The sequence below is a fragment of the Oscillospiraceae bacterium genome, assembly GCA_022483045.1.
Lineage (GTDB): Bacteria > Bacillota > Clostridia > Oscillospirales > Acutalibacteraceae > Caproicibacterium.
The window spans coordinates 192,456-210,245 of record JAKVOA010000001.1 but is presented as its reverse complement, the minus strand read 5'-3'; the positions used below and the strand labels follow the sequence as shown (position 1 = coordinate 210,245).

Below are 17,790 nucleotides of genomic sequence, written 5' to 3'. Positions count from 1 at the left end.
TCTATTTCTATAAAAATAGACCGCTTGACAGAAGAAATTTCTGTCAGGCGGTCATTTGAATGAAAACGATTAAGAATTAATTTCCAGCACAATGCGCACACTGGAAAAATCCTTTGACAGCAAATGCAGGCGCACGCCTTTGCTCATCAGTGCAGCGCCGCTGCTGTTTTCTTTGGTGCTGACATTTTGGTATTCTGCCTGCGGCTGCAAGCCCTGCAGGCGCAGCCAAAGCGGCTCGTTCTTTGCATCGTAAAGCCTGCGGCAGCAGGTAACGACGATCCGCCGGCCATCAGCAGAAATCTGCTCAAAAGCAGCTGTGTTTCCCGGCGCGGAAAGACGGTAAAACTGGCTGGAAAAGAGGCTTTGCCGCTCGCACTTATAGGCGGCAATCTGGCGGGTAATCTCTTCCATGTCAGCTTTGGGCAGGCGGGTCAGGTCCAGTTCATAGCCAAAGCCGCCGCCCAGCGCTGCAATGTTCCAGCGGGTGTCGAGCGATGTGCTGCGCCCAACCTGCTCGTTGGGAGAAGCAGAAACGTGACAGCTCATCATCGTAGTGGGGTAAACCAGAGAAGCGCCACCCTGGATATTCAGCCGCTGAATCGCATCGCTATTGTCGCTGACCCAGGTCTGCGGCATGTAATAGAGCATGCCCGCATCAAAGCGGCCGCCGCCGCTGGCACAACTTTCAAACAGAATCTTTGGAAAGCGGGAAGTCAAAGTCTCTAAGACACGATACAGGCCCAGCATATAGCGGTGCATCAGAGCGCCTGCACTGATCTTCCGGTCGGAAAAGGAGCCGGTTTCTGCCATATTCCGGTTCATATCCCATTTAATATAGGCAATCGGTGCACTGGAAAACAGTTTTGACATTGCATCGATCAAGTAATCCTGCACTTCTGTGCGGGAAAGATCCAGAATCAGCTGTGAGCGGGCCAAAGTTGCCTTGCGCCCGGGACGGCACAGCGCCCAGTCCGGATGCGCACGGTAAAGGTCGCTGTCTGGTGAAACCATTTCAGGCTCTACCCACAAGCCAAGGCCCATGCCCATTTTATTGATATCCGCTGCCAGCTGCGGCAGCGTGCAGCCAAGTTTTTCTTCCCATGGGGTCCAGTCACCCAGGGAGCTGCTGGTATCTGCGCGGTGACCAAACCAGCCGTCATCGATTACAAACAGCTCCACCCCTGCACCGGCAGCGGATTTTGCCAAGTGCAGAAGTTTGCTGCGGTCGAAATTAAAGTAAAAACTTTCCCAGGTATTCAGCAGCACCGGGCGCGGGCAGTCCCGCCAAACACCCCGGCAGACACGGCTGCGGTACAGCTGCTGATAGGTGCGCGACATCTGCCCCAGACCGGCACCGGAATAAACCAACACTGCCTCAGGCGTATCAAAAGACTCGCCCGGAGCCAGCTTCCAGGAAAAAGCGCGGTCAGAAAGACCGACATTGACACGCAACCGCTCGCCGGCATCTACATTGGCCTCAATGCAGAAGTTTCCGCTGTACAGAAAACTGAAACCGTACGCTTCGCCTGCGGTTTCGGTACAGTCCGGCGAAACAAGCGCCGCAAAGGGGTTGTGCTGGTGACTGGAGGCACCACAGAAGCTGCCAATGCGCTGCTCACAGTGCCCCAGCGGTATGCGCTCTGCCTGAAGTTCCCGTGCCCACTTCCCGTAAAGATGCACCATCTGCATGCTGCTGTCGGGAAAATCGGTGCTCGCGCTCATGACCCGTTGCAGGGAAACCGACTGGCTGCTGTCATTTCTCAAAACCGCCCGGCGCACAAGTGCATCATTTTGAGCAAAGACTGTGTAGTACAGGTCTGCTTTCAAGCCTTTCTCATCTGCCAAAGTCACCAGCAATGTCTGGGCCTCTTTGTCCTGCTCAACGTAAACATGCGGCAGACCACGCGGCGACGGTTTACCGGCAAAAATCCGGCAGCCGGTGAAACGCAGGTCAGCGATATTGTCGCCGTCTTCCCACAAAACGCTCAGCGCTGCCGGGCGCAGGTCAGCCATGCCCGCCCCGGAATACTCCAGCGGCACATGATCTAGCAGAGTCTCGCCGGGTGTCGCAGGGAACCACGGCGAATTCTCGGCACCACAAAGTGTCTGCATATCTGTATCCGAAAGTTTTGCACCATAGTAAAGGTGCACCGCCAAACCCTCTTTGGAAATCCCCATTACGTAGCTGCTGTGCGGGGTGTCCAGACGAAAAGCCTGCGGGTAAAGGGACGATGAAAACTGATGAATCTGCATGTCTGTATTCTCCTTTATCTTCAGCCAATATTTTTAAGTAAATTCGTTCTTCCATTAAAGCAATTTCTCTCTTGTTTGTCTAGCCGGTTCTTTGCAATCAGCCAATATAATACAATAAATAACAATATTATATGATTGACAGCACCTAATATTCCATTTACCATTTGCTTAGAGATTAAATTAAGTAAATTAATTCAGGTAAATTAATTTAAATAAGCTTATTTTAAGGAAAATGGAGGAATTGTTTTGGAAATGGAAACAATCTATGCACAGTGGACAGCACTGGCAGCAGAAGACCCGGATATCGCCGCAGAACTCGCCGAGGTAAAAAATCAGCCGGCCGAAATAGAGGACCGCTTTTACCGTGACCTTGCCTTTGGCACAGGCGGCCTGCGTGGGGTTATCGGCGCCGGCACAAACCGCATGAACATCTACACCGTACGCCGCGCGACCCGCGGCATTGCCAAGTGGCTTGCAGGGCAGACAGAAAAGCGCGCTGTTATTTCTTACGACAGCCGTATCAAGTCGCGCCGCTTTGCTGAAGAAGCCGCCCGCACCTTTGCCGCCTGCGGCATAGAGACCTATCTTTTCCCGCAGCTGATGCCAACCCCGGCCCTTTCCTTTGCCGTACGTAAACTGCACTGCGGTGCCGGCGTCATGATTACCGCGAGCCACAACCCCGCAAAATACAACGGCTACAAAGCCTATGGCCCAGATGGCTGCCAAATTACCACCCGCGCTGCAAAAGAAATCACCGCCTGCATTCAGTCGTTCGGCTACTTTGACCCACTGCCACAGGACAGCGCCGAAACGGTACAGGAAGTTTCCCAAAGCCTATTTGAAGATTTTTACAGTGCTGTACTGGCACAGCGCCTGGAAACCAAAGTGCCTGCCCCGCTCAAGCTGGTGTATTCCCCGCTTAACGGCACCGGCCTTGTCCCGGTAACGACCGTGCTGAAGCGTGCCGGATATCAGGATATCACCGTTGTGCCCAGTCAGGAAAAGCCGGATGGCAACTTCCCGACCTGCCCGTATCCAAACCCGGAAATTCCAGAGGCACTGGCCGAGGGCATCAAGCTCTGCCGCGAAACCAAAGCCGACCTGCTTCTGGCAACAGACCCGGACTGTGACCGCATGGGCATTGCCATACGCAAAGGCAGCGACTATGTGCTGCTTTCCGGCAATGAAGTAGGCGTGCTGCTGCTCGACTATGTCTGCCGCCGCCGTATCGCCCTTGGCCGCATGCCGGAAAAACCGGTCGCGGTCAAAACGATTGTTACCACCGAAATGGCCGTAAAAGTCGCCAAACATTACGGTGTTGAGCTGCGCAATGTGCTGACCGGCTTTAAGTATATCGGCGAGCAAATCGGTCTTTTGGAAAAAGACGGTGAAGTCAGCCGGTACATCTTTGGCTTTGAAGAAAGCTACGGCTACCTGTCCGGCGCGCATGTGCGCGATAAAGACGCCGTAAATGCCTGCCTGCTGCTGTGCGATATGGCAGCAGATTACCAGGCAAAGGGTATGTCTTTAATTGATGCCATGGAGGCCCTTTACAAGACCTACGGATTTTACAAAAACAGTCTGGATTCCTTTGCATTTGAGGGCGAAGCCGGTTTCCATATTATGCAGGATTTCATGGTATATCTGCGCAAAAATCCGCCGAAAGATGTCTGCGGACACAAAATTGTGCTGGTAAAAGATTACCTGCACACGCCCGGCAAGCCGGTGCAATTCCCCGCGCTGCCAAGCAGCGACGTACTGCAGTATGTACTGGATGACGACACCTGCCTAACGATTCGTCCTTCCGGTACAGAACCAAAACTCAAACTGTATTGTGCGGCCGTCGGCAAGACAGCGGCAGCTGCCTCTGCCGCTTGTGAAGCCTGCCGCAAAGTAGTATCGAAAATAATCAATGACTTTGGGAAAGCGAGGGCGTAAGCGTAATGTCAATCATCAAATTAAATCCTGCCTGCAAATCTTACCTGTGGGGCGGCCAAAAGCTGAAAACAGATTACCATAAACAGTTTGACGGCGACATTCTCGCCGAAACATGGGAGCTTTCCTGCCACCCGGACGGCCCCAGCACAGTTTCCAACGGCCCCTTCACCGGCAAAACCCTGCCGGAATACCTGAAAGCTGTTCCGGCGGCGGCCGGCACAAACTGCGCCCGTTTTCAGGATTTTCCGGTCTTAATCAAACTGATTGACGCCAAACGCGACCTTTCCATTCAGGTACACCCCGACAACGCCTATGCCCTGAAAAACGAGGGACAGTTTGGCAAAACCGAAATGTGGTATGTGGTCGACTGTGAGCCGGGTGCTTTTCTGTACTACGGCTTTCAAAAGAATATCAGTAAAGACGAATTCCGCACCCGTATCCAAAACGGCACCCTGACAGAAGTGCTCAATGCCGCGCCGGTAAAGCCCGGCAGTGTTTTCTTTATTGAGTCCGGCACCATCCATGCCATTGGCAAGGGTATTATCATTGCAGAAATTCAGCAAAACTCTAATGTGACCTACCGCGTGTTTGACTACAACCGCCTTGGCACGGATGGCAAGCCCCGCCAGCTGCATGTACAAAAGGCGGTGGATGTCACCCGGCTGACATCGCCCCGCACCGATTACGACTTTGGCGGGCATCTGGGCTGCTGCAATTCCTTTGTAACCGACCTGCTGCAGCTAAACGGCTCTACGCTGACTGCACGTACAGACGGCAGCACTTTTCACTCTCTTTTGGTTACAAAGGGAGACGGCAGCGTCACCTGCGGTACAGAAACAATGCCGTTTGAGCAGGGCGACAGTCTCTTTTTGCCGGCAGACAGCGGCACTTATACGGTCAGCGGCCACTGCACTATCGTGCGCACCACCGTTCCGCCCGCTGCAGAATAACGTACAAAAGGTAAAATAAAATGATGCAGAAATCATACGCGAATTTTTCCGGCATTCGCCTGGGAATTGACATCGGCGGCACCGGCATTAAAGCCGGAGCAGTCAGCAGCGACCATCAAATTCTCGGCCGGGCTGTGGTTCCCACTTGCACACAAAGGCCATGGCAGGCAGTTGTGCAGGATACGGCAAAAGCTGCCCGACTTGCCTTAAAGGATGCCGGCGCCGACGAAAGCCAGTGCCTCTCGGTCGGAATCGGCTGCCCGGGCATCATCAGTGCAAAAACCGGCACCGTCATTTACTCCAACAACCTGGGATGGAAAGACGTTCCACTTATCAAGACACTCGAAAAGACTTTTTCGCTCCCACTTTTTGTCAGCAACGATGCAAACTGCGCCGTGCTGGGAGAAGCCTGCGCAGGTGCGGCAAAAGGCTGCCGAAATGTCGTGCTGCTCACCCTTGGCACCGGTATCGGCAGCGGAATCTTAACAGACGGCAGACTGCTGGAGGGCGGCGGACCCGGCGGTGCAGAATTCGGCCACACCCTGCTGGTAATGGATGGTGAACCCTGCACCTGCGGGCGGCGCGGCTGTTTTGAAAGCTATGCTTCCGCGTCGGCGCTGATTCGGCAGGCAAAGCGCGCCGCCGAAAAGTACCCGGAGTCCCTGCTGGCCACTCTGTGCAAAAGGGACCTCGCACGTATGAACGGACACATTCCCTTCCTAGCGGCCCGGCGCGGCGACCCGACCGGGCTGCAGGTTGTGCAGCAGTACACCACATACTTGGCTGCAGGCATTGCCAACGCAGTCAACATCTTTCGCCCAGAAGCAGTTCTGCTCTCCGGCGGCATCAGCAAAGAGGGCACCTACCTGACAAATCCTTTGGAAAAACTGGTTGCCAAAGAAGTATTCGGCAGGTCCGCGTCTTTCCTGCCCAAAATTCGCACTGCAGCACTTGGCAACAACGCGGGCATCATCGGCGCGGCGAACCTCGCTTCCGTCAGAAATTCTAAATTCTAATTGAATCGTTCTTCTATGAAAAGGCACTTTCTGCGGCCGGTTTGGCTGTAGAAGTGCCCCCCACCGGCGTGCAGACGCTATTCTATATACCATTGATTTATTAAAACGCGACTCAGATCAAAATTTTGCCCGGCTGCACCGAGGCGGGAAAAGCACTGATTTACAAAACGCAGAATCGAACTACAAAGATGAAAGCTCTGCTGATTTACCGCAAAAAATAGGAATTCCCTGCTTTTCAAATTGAAAAGCAGGGAATTTTTTAGAATAAGCCGGCGCCGTTGTCGGCAATCAGCTTTTGATAGGCATAAAAACTGTCTTTGGGAATGCGCTGCTGCGTCTGGTAATTGACATAGACAAGGCCAAAGCGCTCATCATAGCCGCGCGACCACTCGAAATTATCCAGCAGACTCCAGTGGAAGTAGCCGCGGATATCATTTCCCTCTGCCACACAGCGCGCAAGCTGCTTTAAATAACGGTACAGAAAATCCACACGGTTGGGGTCATGCACTTTGCCGTCCAGAGAAACCGCATCGTGGCAGGACATGCCGTTCTCTGTAATGAGAATCGGCTTATGATAACGTTCATATAGGAATTTGGGCAGCCAATAAAGGCTCTCCGGCGTCACCGGCCAGTCGGCAGCCGTACGCGTATGGCCGGCCGGCTGCGGCACCTCCCGCCAGCCGGCAGCCCCGCCAGCCTTTACCGGCACAGAGTTGTAGATATTCTGGCCGTAAAAATCGAGCGGCTGCGAAATTACTTCCAGATCATGCGGCCCCACTTCCGGCATATCGCTGCCAAAAGAGCGCACCGCCTCTTCGGGGTAATGACCCAAAAACACCGGGTCACTCCACCAGCCAATAGAAAAACACCAGCCGTCCGACACCGCAAAAGTTGCCCGCCGCGCCGCCTCAATATCTTCGGCGCTCTCTGTCACAGGGTAAAAGCTGCCGCCAGCCAGCGCATAGCCGACCTTGACCCCGGGAATGGTTTCGCGCAGCACTTTTACTGCCATGCCGTGTGCCAGCAGCACATTGTGCGCCATTTGCAGCGTATCTTTTCGGCTGCAATGAAGTCCCGGAGCATGCTCCCCCGTAATATAGCCAAGGCCGGTAAAGCACTGTGGCTCATTGATTGTAAAGAAACGCTTTACTTTTCCACCCAGCCGCTCGGCAATGACACGGGTATACGCGGCAAACCACTTTGGACTTTCCGGATTAAGCCATCCGCCCCGGCGCGACAGCGCTGTCGGGTAATCCCAGTGAAATAGTGTGGCATAGGGCGTAATGCCATTTTTCAGCAGTTCGTCCACAAGGTCTTCGTAAAAGCGGAGGCCCGCCTCATTAACAGCCCCAACCCCCTGTGGCAGTATGCGCGGCCAGCTGATGGAAAAGCGGTAAGCTTTTATTCCCATCTGCTTCATCAGCTGAACGTCCTCCCGAAAATGGTGGTAATGGTCGCAGGCTGTGTCGCCGGTCTGCCCGCCAAAGACCGCACCCGGCACACTGTGGCAGAAATCGTCCCATATAGATGGCCCGCGCCCGTCTTCATTCCACGCGCCCTCTACCTGATAGGCTGCTGTGGCAGTGCCCCAAACAAAATCTTTTGGAAACGGCATGTAAATCGACTCTCCTTTTGTTTTGTTTATATGCCCATTACCGGTCAGAAGAGCGGTGCAGCACCGCGTCCAGCCGGTCAATCAGCATCTGCAGGGCAACCTGGTTTTCGCCGCCCTCTGGTATGATAATATCTGCTTTTTTCTTACTTGGTTCAACAAACTGCTCATGCATGGGTTTTACCGTATGCATGTATTGGCTAATAACGGAATCCAAACTGCGGCCGCGCTCTTTCACGTCGCGCTCCAGCCGGCGGATAAGGCGGATATCGGCGTCGGTGTCGACATACACTTTCATATCCATCAGGTTCAGCAAATCTGCATTTTCAAACAGCAGAATTCCCTCTAAAATAATCAGCGGCTTCGGCTCTACGTGCACGGTCTGTGACAAGCGCGTATGGTCGACAAACGAATAAACCGGCCGGTCAATCGGCTGACAGGCACACAGCTTTTTTACGTCGCGTATCATTAAGTCGGTTTCAAACGCGTTTGGGTGGTCGTAATTCAGTTTTTTGCGTTCTTCCAGGGACAGGTCCGCATGCGGCAGATAGTAATAGTCATGTGAAAGAATCAGCGCCTCTTCTGGAAAAGCCTCCAGCAGATTATTGGCCAAAGTGGTTTTGCCAGAGCCGGTGCCACCCGCCACGCCAAGCACATACGGGGTTTGCTTCATGTTTTCTCCTGCTTTCTTAATCAATCTGTTGAAAAGTATAGCACATTCTGCCGCTTGGTACAAACAAAAAACCGGTGCAGAAGTGTTCTCTGTACCGGCCAAAAAATGTACAAAATAAATTCAATAGAAATATTTTTACGTTACGGTTTTACCTTTTCTCCGCTGTCTGCTTTTTTCACAGCATCCTGCAGAGTATGCCAGCCCAAAACCGCACACTTTACCCGCGCGGGCATGTGCGAAATATCGCGGAACGCCTGTGCGTCCTCCAGTTCATCCAGCTGGTCATCATCTGTCACAGTGCCCTTAATCATGCCAAGGAACAATTCTGACAAATGCTGTGCTTCTTTTAAGCTTTTCCCTTTAATCAGGTCTATCATAATGGATGCGGAAGCCTGTGAAATAGCGCAGCCATCACCCAAAAAAGCAGCATCATCAATAACGCCGTCTTTTACACGCAGCTGCAGCGTAATGTCATCTCCGCAGGATGGGTTGACTCCCTCGACCACCTGGGTCGGGTCCTTTACCTGATAGCGGTGCTCGGTAGACCGGCTGTTTTCTGTAATAATCTGTGTATAAATCTGCTCAAGCCCCATAGCCTAACCACTTCCTAACTTTCATTAAACTTTCCGCCAGCGCGTCAACATCCGCGCGCGTATTGTAGACGGCAAAGCTTGCACGGCAGCAGGCATTCAGGCCCAAATGGTGCAGCAGCGGCTGTGCGCAGTGGTGCCCCGCGCGCACGCAGACCGCGTCGGCGTCCAAAATAGTGGCAACATCATGTGGATGGGCACCCTCTACTGTAAAGGAAATCGCACCGCTGTGCTGTCCTTTTTCTGTACCGAGCAGTGTGATATGCGGAAGTTTTGCCAGTGTCTGCCAGGCATATTGATACACGTCCTGTTCGCGGCGGGCAATTTCCTCAAAGCCGATGGACTGCATCCAGCGAATTGCAGCAGCCAGACCGACCGCGCCGCCGGCGTTTTGTGTGCCGGCCTCAAATTTCTGCGGCAGGGGCGCCCAAGTGGCGTCCTGCTCCCGCACTGACTCAATCATATCGCCGCCTGTCAAAAACGGCGGCATGGCTTCGAGCAGTTCCTGCCGGCCCCACAAAACACCGATACCCAGCGGTGCATACAGTTTATGCCCAGAAAAAGCCAGAAAATCGGCGCCAAGTTTAGTTACATCCAGGGGCAGGTGCGGCGCGCTTTGGGCAGCGTCCAGCACAAACACGGCGCCCACCGCGTGCGCGCGCACACTGATTGCTTGTACAGGCGAAACAAGCCCCAGTACATTGGAAACATGCGTGCAGGCAACTAATTTAACACCCTTAGTAATTTTCTTTTCGATTTCTTCCTGTGTAATCACGCCGTCACTGCCGGTGTACAGGAATGTAAGCTCTGCACCTGTCGCACGGCAGACCTGCTGCCACGGAATCAGGTTGCTGTGATGCTCTAGAATAGAAACCACAACCCGGTCGCCGCGCTTTAAATTCTGCAAACCCCATGTGTAGGCGATCAAGTTAAGCGCTTCCGTTGCATTGCGGGTAAAGATGACTTCCTCAGGCTTTGCATGCAGGAACGCCGCGACCTCTTTGCGGGAGGATTCATAGGCTTCTGTTGCGCGCTCGCCCAGGGTATAGACCCCGCGGTGCGGATTTGCATTGGCTTCTTTATAAAAATTGTCTACAGCATCCAACACAGCCTGCGGCCGCTGAGAAGTCGCGCCGCTGTCTAAGTAGACCAGCCGCTTGCCATCCTGCTTTTTTTGCAGAAGCGGAAACTGCCCAATGATTTCTGCGTCAGTCAAGCTGCATTCTCCTTCCCAGGTAATCTTTCACGGCCGCCTGCAGGGCGGTATCCGATACTTTGCCGATAACCGGCGCAAACTGCGCCTCAATAATCAGCTGCTTTGCCTGCGCCTCGGTCAGGCCGCGCGACTTTAAGTAGAAAAGGCGCGCTTCGTTGATACGGCCAATGGTTGCCGCGTGCTGTCCGTCTACATTCTCTTCACTGCAGAGAATCAGCGGTACTGTGCGGTTGCGGGCCTGCGGGCTGAAAAGCAGCGTTTCCTCTGCCTCGTGTCCCACCGAACCTGCCGCGCCGCGGATGAAGTCAATGGTTCCGCGGTAAACTTTGTCGCTCTGGCCCAGCAGGGCACCAGCGGCGTGCATTTCACTGTTTGTTTTGCGGCCGGTATGGCGCGCAATATAGTTTAGATCCAATTTCCGTTTTTCGTCGCCAAAGTAAACGGTGTCTGCATTAAAGCTGCTGCGGTAGCCGGCCAAAAGCACAAGGCAGCCCGAAAACGCGCGTGCCGCGCCAAGCTCTGCCTGCACCACTTCAACATGGGCGTTGTCGCCAAGCTTAATACCAACATCATTAAAATGACGGCTGTTTCCGCTTAAAAGCTGCACCTGCACCAAACGCACCTGAGCACCCTCGTCGGCCAAGATCTTGGTCAGGCCGCCGTGGAAGCAAGGCGTATCATCGCCCGCTGTGTAGGACTCGAGCACAGTCACTTTGCTGCCTTTGCGGGCATGAATCAAATTGACATCAACGACTGGTTTTTCAGCAGAAAGCACATACTGAAAAGTCTTTTCTTCTTTATCTTCTGTATTTTCCGGTACATCTACCACATGGCAGTCGGTGCAATACTGGGCGGCAAAGTCGGCCGCCTGCGCACCCATGCCAGTCTCTATTTCTGCAAATTCCGGGGCCATCTGCACAGGCTTTACCTGCTGCGGGCGCTGCGCCAAAAATGAGGCGCAGTTGACATCAAGCCAGTTCCACGTAAGCGCCGGAAGCGTATTGATATTTTTAAGCTGCTGTTCCATTGTCTTCCTCCAAAGGTTCCCTGCGGCCAGGGCAGGCGCCAAGCTGCGCCGCTGCCGGCCGCATCAGATTTCCGCCGCGCGCTGTATCAAAGTTTATTGTCCATTTCCAGTTTAATGAGGTTGTTCATCTCGACCGCATACTCTACCGGCAGCTCTTTTGCAATTGGCTCTGCAAAGCCGCTGACGATCATAGCACGGGCATCCTCTTCACTAATACCGCGGCTCATCAGATAAAACACTGCATCATCGCTGATACGGCCGATTTTTGCCTCGTGTCCGACATCCGAGTCATCATTGCGGATATCCATTGCCGGAATGGTGTCAGAGCGGGAACGGCTGTCGAGCATCAGGGACTCGCAGGAAACGGAAGATTTACTTTCCACCGCGTTTTTTTGGATGGTGACGGCGCTGCGGTAAGTGCACTCGCCGCCGTCTTTGGAAATCGACTTGGTGTTGATATGCGAGCTGGTGTGCGGCGCAGCATGAACTACTTTTGCGCCGGTATCGAGCTGCTGGCCCTGGCCGGCAAATGTAATACCGGTAAATTCCATACGCGAATTTTCGCCCTTTAAAATAGTCATGGGGTACAAATAAGAAGTATGGGAACCAAACGAACCGGAAACCCACTCCATAATGCCGTCTTTTTCAACTAAAGCACGTTTGGTGTTGAGGTTATACATATTCTTTGACCAGTTTTCTATAGTGGAGTAGCGCAGGCGTGCGCCCTCTGCTACATACAGCTCCACACAGCCGGCGTGCAGGTTGGCGATATTGTACTTTGGGGCAGAACAGCCCTCGATAAAGTGCAGGTAAGCGCCCTTGTCCACGATAATCAGTGTATGCTCAAACTGCCCGGCACCCGGTGCATTCAGCCGGAAATAAGACTGCAGCGGAATTTCAACAGAAACCTTCGGCGGAACATACACAAACGAACCGCCGGACCAGACCGCGCCGTGCAGCGCCGCAAACTTGTGGTCGGTGGGCGGCACCAGTTTCATAAAGCGGTCACGCACCATATCGGCATAGTCGCCTTTCAGCGCACTTTCCATATCGGTATAAACCACACCCTGCTCGGCCACTTCTTTACGCACATTGTGATAAACCACTTCAGAGTCGTACTGTGCACCGACACCGGCCAGCGACTTGCGCTCAGCCTCTGGAATACCCAGACGCTCGAAAGTATTTTTAATGTCTTTGGGCACTTCGCTCCACTTGCCGCGCATAGGCGTATCCGGGCGCACATAGGTAACAATATCTTTCATGTTCAGCCCATCAAGCGGCGGGCCCCAGTCGGGCACAGAAAGTTTATTGTAAATTTCCAGGGATTTCAGGCGAAAGTCGCGCATCCACGCGGGGTCCCCTTTTTCGCGGCTGATCTGCTCCACAATTTCGGGGGTAAGGCCGGCGTCCGTTTCATAAGAAGGATGCACCGCATCTTTAAAGTCATACAGGCTGCGGTCTACCTCCTGCAGCTGTTCTTTTTTTACCGGGCTGCTCATTGGGCGGCACCCTCTTCCTCAATATGGCGGAAGCCCTCACTCTCGATTTCATCTACCAGCTCGGGGCCGCCGGTGCGGATGATTCTGCCATCGACTAAGACATGGGCATAGTCAATGGTCAAGTCCTCTAGGATCTTTGCATTATGAGTAATAATTAGCAGAGAATTGTTTTCATTTTTGTAGCGGCGAATGCCCTCGGATACAATTTTAACCGCATCCACATCCAAGCCAGAGTCGGTCTCGTCCAAAATGGCAAGCTTTGGCTTGAGCATCAGCATCTGCAGGATTTCTGCCTTTTTCTTTTCGCCGCCGGAAAAGCCGACATTTAAGTCACGCCGTGCATAAGAGGCGTCCATATTCAGCGCCTCCATTGTTTTTTTCAGCTCTTTCTGAAAAGCAAAGACTTTCAGCGGCTTGCCGGTAATGGCCGACTTGCTGACACGCAGAAAATCCTCCAGGGTAACGCCGGGGACTTCTTCCGGACTCTGGAAAGAGATAAAAATACCGCGGCGAGCACGCGCATCGGTTGGTTCCTTGGTAATCTCGTCGCCCTCAAAGAAAATAGAGCCGGAATCCACATGGTACTGCGGATTGCCCAGGATAACATTGCCCAAAGTAGACTTGCCCGCGCCGTTTGGTCCCATAATGACATGGGTCTCGCCGGGGGCGACTTTTAAATTCAGGCCTTTTAATATTTGATTGTCGTCTACACTTGCGTGCAGGTCGCTGACTTCCAGTAAATTTGCTGCCATGTTCCTTAAACACTCCTCAATGCGATATATCAATCATTCAATATGTACTAAATTAGTGTATAATATATTGTACCCGCTTTCCTTAAAAAATCAAGCCGTTTTTCCCTTTTTATCTCTTTTCCTTAAAAACTTTTGCAAAAAGGAGGAAGTCTTGAGCAGACAAACTGCAAAAAATAGCCCGTTTATTTTTTGTCGAGAAGTATTTACCATAATATGGAATTTGGTCTGTACGAACACATTTGTTTGTGATACTATATGTTGGTTATTAGGAAGAGGAGAAAACGGAGGTAGAAATTTGCAATGCTTGTAAAGATAAAAATGTGGATGCACCGGGTGCCGCCCGGCAGGGTAATTGTCATCAGTTTTGCTGCTGTCATTTTAACAGGGTCCCTGCTGCTGTGCCTGCCGGCCTGTACACGGCCGGGCGAAGTGACAACTTACCTGGACGCTCTTTTTACGGCCACTTCCTCCACTTGCGTGACGGGACTGGTGCTGTTTGACACCTACTGGCACTGGACCGCGCTCGGGCAGGTTATTGTTCTGGTTCTTATACAAATCGGCGGCCTGGGGCTGGTTACTTTTACGACCGGGTTTACCCTGATGATGCGCAAAAAGCTCGGCCTGCGCAACATGGAGCTGGCCGTAGAAAACACCAACGGCGACAGCAGCGACATCGGCGGTTTTATCCGTATTATTCTGAAGTTCACTTTCAGCTGTGAAGCCATCGGTGCACTGATTCTGATGATTCGCTTTCTGCCGCAAATGGGCCTGCACGGTATTTGGGTTTCGGTCTTTCTGGCAGTCTCTGCTTACTGCAACGCCGGATTTGATATTTTGGGTGCTGTGATGAGAAACGGCAACCTGATTCCCTATGCGGCCGACCCGCTGGTGTGCCTGACGATTGATGCACTGATTGTTGTAGGCGGTCTTGGTTTTGTCGTCATCAGCAATATTTATCACACCAAAATACAGCCGACGCTGCACCACGAGACGCGCCGGCCGCTCAGCTTTCATGCACGCATTGTTATTTTAATGGCTTCTCTGCTCATCGTCATCGGCACCGTTGTCTTTATGGCGCTTGAGTACGGAAATACGCTGGCCGCCCTGCCGAATTTCGGAGCAAAGCTAAATGCCGCGCTGCTGCAGTCTGTTTCACCCCGCACCGCCGGCTTTGCCTCCATTGATATCGCAAAAGAATACGATTTTACGAAAATCTTTTCTGTTATCCTCATGTTTATCGGCGCGGCGCCGGGCTCTACCGGCGGCGGTATTAAAACCACAACCGCCCTGGTACTGATCTGCTCGGTACATTCCGTACTGCGCGGAAAAGATGAGGCAACTTTTAATCACCGCCGCATCGATAAATTCACAGTTTACCGTGCACTTGCCATCACCGGTTTTGCCATGCTGCTGATTTTGATTGTCACGGGCATTATCACTTCTACAACACCAAATGTAAATGGTTTGGACGCCCTGTACGAAGCGACCAGTGCCTTTGCCACCGTCGGTCTGAGCGCGAGCCTGACCCCGCGGCTCTCGGTTATCTCCCGTATCGCTATCATTTTGACAATGTACATCGGGCGTGTCGGTCCGCTTTCCCTCGGGCTGGCTGTCTCGATTAAGCACGGTCATGTACACACTTCCAGTGTTCTGCCGGAAGGGAAAATTATCGTTGGCTGAGGCGCACCGGTTTTTCAGCCTGTGCCAAAGCAGAAAAAGGCAAATAAAAAGCTGCCGCAGAGAAGCTCTCTGCGGCAGCTTTTGTATAAGCAGCTCTATTAAGATGTATAGAATCATTCCGCTGCAGTCATCAGCGACTGCAGCTTCTTTTGAGAAGAACCCTCGCAGACAGCGATGATTTCATCACCCGGCTGAAAAATTGTTTCGCCGTTTGGTACGACCATCTTTTCCCCACGCACTACAGAAATCACCAGAGAGCCGTTGGGCAGATCCAAATTTTTCAGTGCAACGCCTTTCAGGCGTGTCTTTTCGGGCAGGGTAACCGCACAAATCGCAGCACGGCCTTTATTCAGGGTCGCCAGCATGCGCATTTCGGCCATATCGACTTCCTGCTCAATCAAATTTGTAATAATTTCCGTACTGCTCACGACAATTTCCGCACCTAATGTACGTAGAACCGGCAGATTGCGCGGGTCATTTGCACGGGCAATTACCTTTTGTACACCGAATTCCTTACGGGCAAGCTGGCAGGCAACCAGATTGTCCTGGTCGCTGCCGCCCACGGCAAGAAAGCAGTCTGCATTTCGTGTCTGAGCACGCTCAAGCACCTCAAGCTCGGTGCCATCGCCGTAAATGATTTCAATATCCAGTTCGTTGGCAAGGTTCATACAGCGCAGTTTGTTTTTCTCGATCAGGTGGACTGTATATTTGCGGTCCAGCATATTGCGCGCCAGCTGACGGCCCAATTTGCCGCCGCCTAAAATTACAATATTCATCTTTCTGCCCCCTAATCCACAACCGATGCCATGACGACATGGTCACCTTCGTTGACCGTTAGGAACTCTTGGCCGGCGTGTGCCAGTTCCAGCCGCCCATTGGGATGTACAATGGCAAAAGCGGTCTCGCCCGGGTAGCGAGGCACCTCTTCCAGTGACTTTCCATAGCAGCTGTGGTCCACCTCGCACACGCGGAAAGACGCAGTCGCTGAGCCAAAAGTCAGCTCTCGGTTTTCCCACGGCTCTGTCAGCGCATTGTAAAGCGTGACGCAGGCCATCTTAGTGGGGCAAACGGTATGCAGACCAAATGCAGCAAAGACGCGCTCGCGCATGGGGTCGCTGATACGCGCAACGACATTGTCAATGTGAAAGAACTGACGCGCAACCTGAGAAATTGTAATATTCAGGTTGTCATCCGGCGTAACAACCGCTACGGCATCACAATTTTCTATGCCGGCACTTTTCAGCACAGACATATCCATCGGCATACCTGTGATTGTCTGCCCATTGAAACCATCCGGCAGGCGCTCCAGCATTCCGGGGGACTCATCTACCACTACGACCTCGTGGCCGCGCTCATCCAGCATGGCCGCCAGGCGGGCGCCCAAGCGGCCGCACCCGATTACCAAAACATTCATTCCTTTATGCATCCTCTCTGACACTTAAAAAAACAATCGGTAATATCAAAAAAACACCGAGCATAGGCCCAGTGCTTTATTTTGCTATTATGAGAGCGCCACTATCATAGCACAGTTGTTCAAAAATGGCAAGACCATTTTCCGGCAATTCTTATCGGCTTGTTTTCAGCAGGCAAATCATGCCCGGGCCAAGGTTTGGCGTGGGACGGGCCACAAAACCACAGCTTTCATAAAATGCCTCGCGGCCCACTGCACACATCAGGCACAGTCGCATGGTTTCGTCCCCCTCGGTCAGCGAACGCACGTAGTCTTTCAGCTGTTCGATGAGGGCAGTGCCAAGGTGCCGCCGCCGGTATGCCGGCACCACAATTAAATCCTGCACATAACAAATGGTTGCGCTGTCGCCGACAATGCGCCCCATGCCCACCGGCTTTCCCGCTTCGTCGCGGGCACACAGCACAAGCAGGCTGTTTTGCAGCGCCAAAAGCGACTGCCGCGCACTAAAGGGCTGCCAGCCCACCTGCGCACGCAGGGATTCATATTCCTTTACCTGTAAATCATTTTTTGTATACTGTATTTTCACTGCTCTGCTCCCCTCTGCCATGGGTGAGTATAGCACATTCTGAAAAGGGGCACAAGCGGGCTTTGGGAGCGGGGCGTCAAAAATGCCCCGCTCCCAAACAGAAGCGGGGCACCACAGCAGCCCTGAAAAACAGAAACCACGCCGGAATACCTGACCGGTGAAACCGCCGCAATCCCTTTTTCAGGGTTTTGCGTCTTTCAGCCCCAGCAGCCAGTCAACCGAAACATTAAAGACTTTGGCAAGCGCTACCAGCTCATAGTCTGTCACATAGCGCAGCTGCCCTTCCAACTTAGAAAGGCCGGAAGCATTCATATCTACTCCCTGCACCTGCAACTGGGCCAGCAGTTCCTTTTGTTTCATTCCTTCGCTTTTACGAGTTGCCTCTACGCGGGCACCTACCAGATTTCGGCTGCCCAGCGCCTGCTTGCGTAATCTCAACTTGGTTCATCTCCTATTTCCAGCACAGATTATCGGGTATGCCTGCGGCCGCCAGGCAGCCGCAGATAAGCAGCTTTTTGCACAAAAAGTGTACAGGAAAACAGCTGCTTTTTATTTCATTGATTATAGTATAATCGAATTTTTATCTC

The 17,790-nt window shown here is 52.8% G+C and carries 16 protein-coding genes; 4 read left to right on the top strand and 12 right to left on the bottom strand.

Annotated elements, in window-relative coordinates; translation table 11 throughout:
• Positions 1-69: 69 nt before the first annotated feature.
• On the bottom strand, positions 70-2,253 hold the full coding sequence (locus LKE53_01080) for an alpha-galactosidase (GenBank protein MCH3971358.1): 2,184 nt from the start codon (positions 2,251-2,253) through the stop codon (positions 70-72).
• A 252-nt stretch (positions 2,254-2,505) separates the two neighbouring features.
• On the opposite strand from LKE53_01080, the gene LKE53_01075 reads away from it, so the two are divergent.
• From LKE53_01075 to LKE53_01065, 3 genes are read left to right on the top strand one after another with little or no spacing between them, the layout of a single operon-like run.
• Positions 2,506-4,191: a phospho-sugar mutase gene (locus LKE53_01075; protein MCH3971357.1), complete on the top strand. Its 1,686-nt coding sequence runs from the start codon at positions 2,506-2,508 to the stop codon at positions 4,189-4,191.
• A gap of 5 nt (positions 4,192-4,196) precedes the next feature.
• Positions 4,197-5,141: a class I mannose-6-phosphate isomerase gene (locus LKE53_01070; GenBank protein MCH3971356.1), complete on the top strand. Its 945-nt coding sequence runs from the start codon at positions 4,197-4,199 to the stop codon at positions 5,139-5,141.
• 20 nt (positions 5,142-5,161) lie between these two features.
• The gene (locus tag LKE53_01065) at positions 5,162-6,157 is read left to right on the top strand and encodes an ROK family protein (protein ID MCH3971355.1); all 996 of its coding nucleotides are present in this window, start codon (positions 5,162-5,164) and stop codon (positions 6,155-6,157) included.
• A 259-nt stretch (positions 6,158-6,416) separates the two neighbouring features.
• Here the strand turns inward: LKE53_01065 and LKE53_01060 are convergent, their stop codons facing one another.
• From LKE53_01060 to sufC, 7 genes are all read right to left on the bottom strand, one after another.
• Complete coding sequence (locus LKE53_01060) at positions 6,417-7,772, bottom strand: GH1 family beta-glucosidase (GenBank protein MCH3971354.1); 1,356 nt, start codon at positions 7,770-7,772, stop codon at positions 6,417-6,419.
• Between the two features lie 37 nt (positions 7,773-7,809).
• Complete coding sequence (gene udk / locus LKE53_01055) at positions 7,810-8,442, bottom strand: uridine kinase (GenBank protein ID MCH3971353.1); 633 nt, start codon at positions 8,440-8,442, stop codon at positions 7,810-7,812.
• Between the two features lie 140 nt (positions 8,443-8,582).
• Positions 8,583-9,035, bottom strand: coding sequence for an SUF system NifU family Fe-S cluster assembly protein (locus tag LKE53_01050; protein MCH3971352.1), 453 nt, complete (start codon positions 9,033-9,035; stop codon positions 8,583-8,585).
• Positions 9,025-10,233: a SufS family cysteine desulfurase gene (locus LKE53_01045; protein MCH3971351.1), complete on the bottom strand. Its 1,209-nt coding sequence runs from the start codon at positions 10,231-10,233 to the stop codon at positions 9,025-9,027. Before LKE53_01045 ends, LKE53_01050 begins: the two co-directional genes overlap by 11 nt.
• A 7-nt stretch (positions 10,234-10,240) precedes the next feature.
• Positions 10,241-11,275, bottom strand: a complete 1,035-nt coding sequence (locus LKE53_01040) for a SufD family Fe-S cluster assembly protein (GenBank protein ID MCH3971350.1) — start codon at positions 11,273-11,275, stop codon at positions 10,241-10,243.
• Positions 11,276-11,361: 86 nt separating this feature from the next.
• Positions 11,362-12,774 (bottom strand): Fe-S cluster assembly protein SufB, encoded by a 1,413-nt coding sequence (sufB, locus tag LKE53_01035; GenBank protein MCH3971349.1) that lies wholly within the window; start codon positions 12,772-12,774, stop codon positions 11,362-11,364.
• Complete coding sequence (gene sufC / locus LKE53_01030; GenBank protein MCH3971348.1) at positions 12,771-13,526, bottom strand: Fe-S cluster assembly ATPase SufC; 756 nt, start codon at positions 13,524-13,526, stop codon at positions 12,771-12,773. Before sufC ends, sufB begins: the two co-directional genes overlap by 4 nt.
• A 300-nt stretch (positions 13,527-13,826) precedes the next feature.
• Between sufC and LKE53_01025 the strand changes: the two genes are divergently transcribed.
• Positions 13,827-15,206, top strand: a complete 1,380-nt coding sequence (locus tag LKE53_01025) for a cation transport protein (protein ID MCH3971347.1) — start codon at positions 13,827-13,829, stop codon at positions 15,204-15,206.
• Between the two features lie 113 nt (positions 15,207-15,319).
• Here LKE53_01025 and LKE53_01020 read toward each other — a convergent pair whose 3' ends face one another.
• From LKE53_01020 to LKE53_01005, 4 genes are all read right to left on the bottom strand, one after another.
• Positions 15,320-15,982, bottom strand: coding sequence for a TrkA family potassium uptake protein (locus LKE53_01020; GenBank protein ID MCH3971346.1), 663 nt, complete (start codon positions 15,980-15,982; stop codon positions 15,320-15,322).
• Between the two features lie 11 nt (positions 15,983-15,993).
• Positions 15,994-16,620 carry a TrkA family potassium uptake protein gene (locus tag LKE53_01015; GenBank protein ID MCH3971345.1) on the bottom strand — a complete coding sequence of 209 codons (627 nt, stop codon included), beginning with the start codon at positions 16,618-16,620 and terminating at the stop codon, positions 15,994-15,996.
• Positions 16,621-16,771: 151 nt separating this feature from the next.
• Positions 16,772-17,203, bottom strand: coding sequence for a GNAT family N-acetyltransferase (locus tag LKE53_01010; GenBank protein MCH3971344.1), 432 nt, complete (start codon positions 17,201-17,203; stop codon positions 16,772-16,774).
• Positions 17,204-17,383: 180 nt separating this feature from the next.
• Positions 17,384-17,641, bottom strand: a complete 258-nt coding sequence (locus LKE53_01005; GenBank protein MCH3971343.1) for a helix-turn-helix domain-containing protein — start codon at positions 17,639-17,641, stop codon at positions 17,384-17,386.
• Positions 17,642-17,790: the final 149 nt, after the last annotated feature.

Excerpts from the sequence above, each read along its gene's own strand:
- LKE53_01025 (MCH3971347.1), top strand. The coding sequence starts at position 13,827 with ATGCTTGTAAAGATAAAAATGTGGATGCACCGGGTGCCGCCCGGCAGG.
- sufC (MCH3971348.1), bottom strand. The coding sequence starts at position 13,526 with ATGGCAGCAAATTTACTGGAAGTCAGCGACCTGCACGCAAGTGTAGAC.
- sufB (MCH3971349.1), bottom strand. The coding sequence starts at position 12,774 with ATGAGCAGCCCGGTAAAAAAAGAACAGCTGCAGGAGGTAGACCGCAGC.
- LKE53_01065 (MCH3971355.1), top strand. The coding sequence starts at position 5,162 with ATGATGCAGAAATCATACGCGAATTTTTCCGGCATTCGCCTGGGAATT.
- LKE53_01020 (MCH3971346.1), bottom strand. The coding sequence starts at position 15,982 with ATGAATATTGTAATTTTAGGCGGCGGCAAATTGGGCCGTCAGCTGGCG.
- LKE53_01070 (MCH3971356.1), top strand. The coding sequence starts at position 4,197 with ATGTCAATCATCAAATTAAATCCTGCCTGCAAATCTTACCTGTGGGGC.
- LKE53_01075 (MCH3971357.1), top strand. The coding sequence starts at position 2,506 with ATGGAAACAATCTATGCACAGTGGACAGCACTGGCAGCAGAAGACCCG.
- udk (MCH3971353.1), bottom strand. The coding sequence starts at position 8,442 with ATGAAGCAAACCCCGTATGTGCTTGGCGTGGCGGGTGGCACCGGCTCT.
- LKE53_01040 (MCH3971350.1), bottom strand. The coding sequence starts at position 11,275 with ATGGAACAGCAGCTTAAAAATATCAATACGCTTCCGGCGCTTACGTGG.
- LKE53_01080 (MCH3971358.1), bottom strand. The coding sequence starts at position 2,253 with ATGCAGATTCATCAGTTTTCATCGTCCCTTTACCCGCAGGCTTTTCGT.
- LKE53_01060 (MCH3971354.1), bottom strand. The coding sequence starts at position 7,772 with ATGCCGTTTCCAAAAGATTTTGTTTGGGGCACTGCCACAGCAGCCTAT.
- LKE53_01050 (MCH3971352.1), bottom strand. The coding sequence starts at position 9,035 with ATGGGGCTTGAGCAGATTTATACACAGATTATTACAGAAAACAGCCGG.
- LKE53_01015 (MCH3971345.1), bottom strand. The coding sequence starts at position 16,620 with ATGAATGTTTTGGTAATCGGGTGCGGCCGCTTGGGCGCCCGCCTGGCG.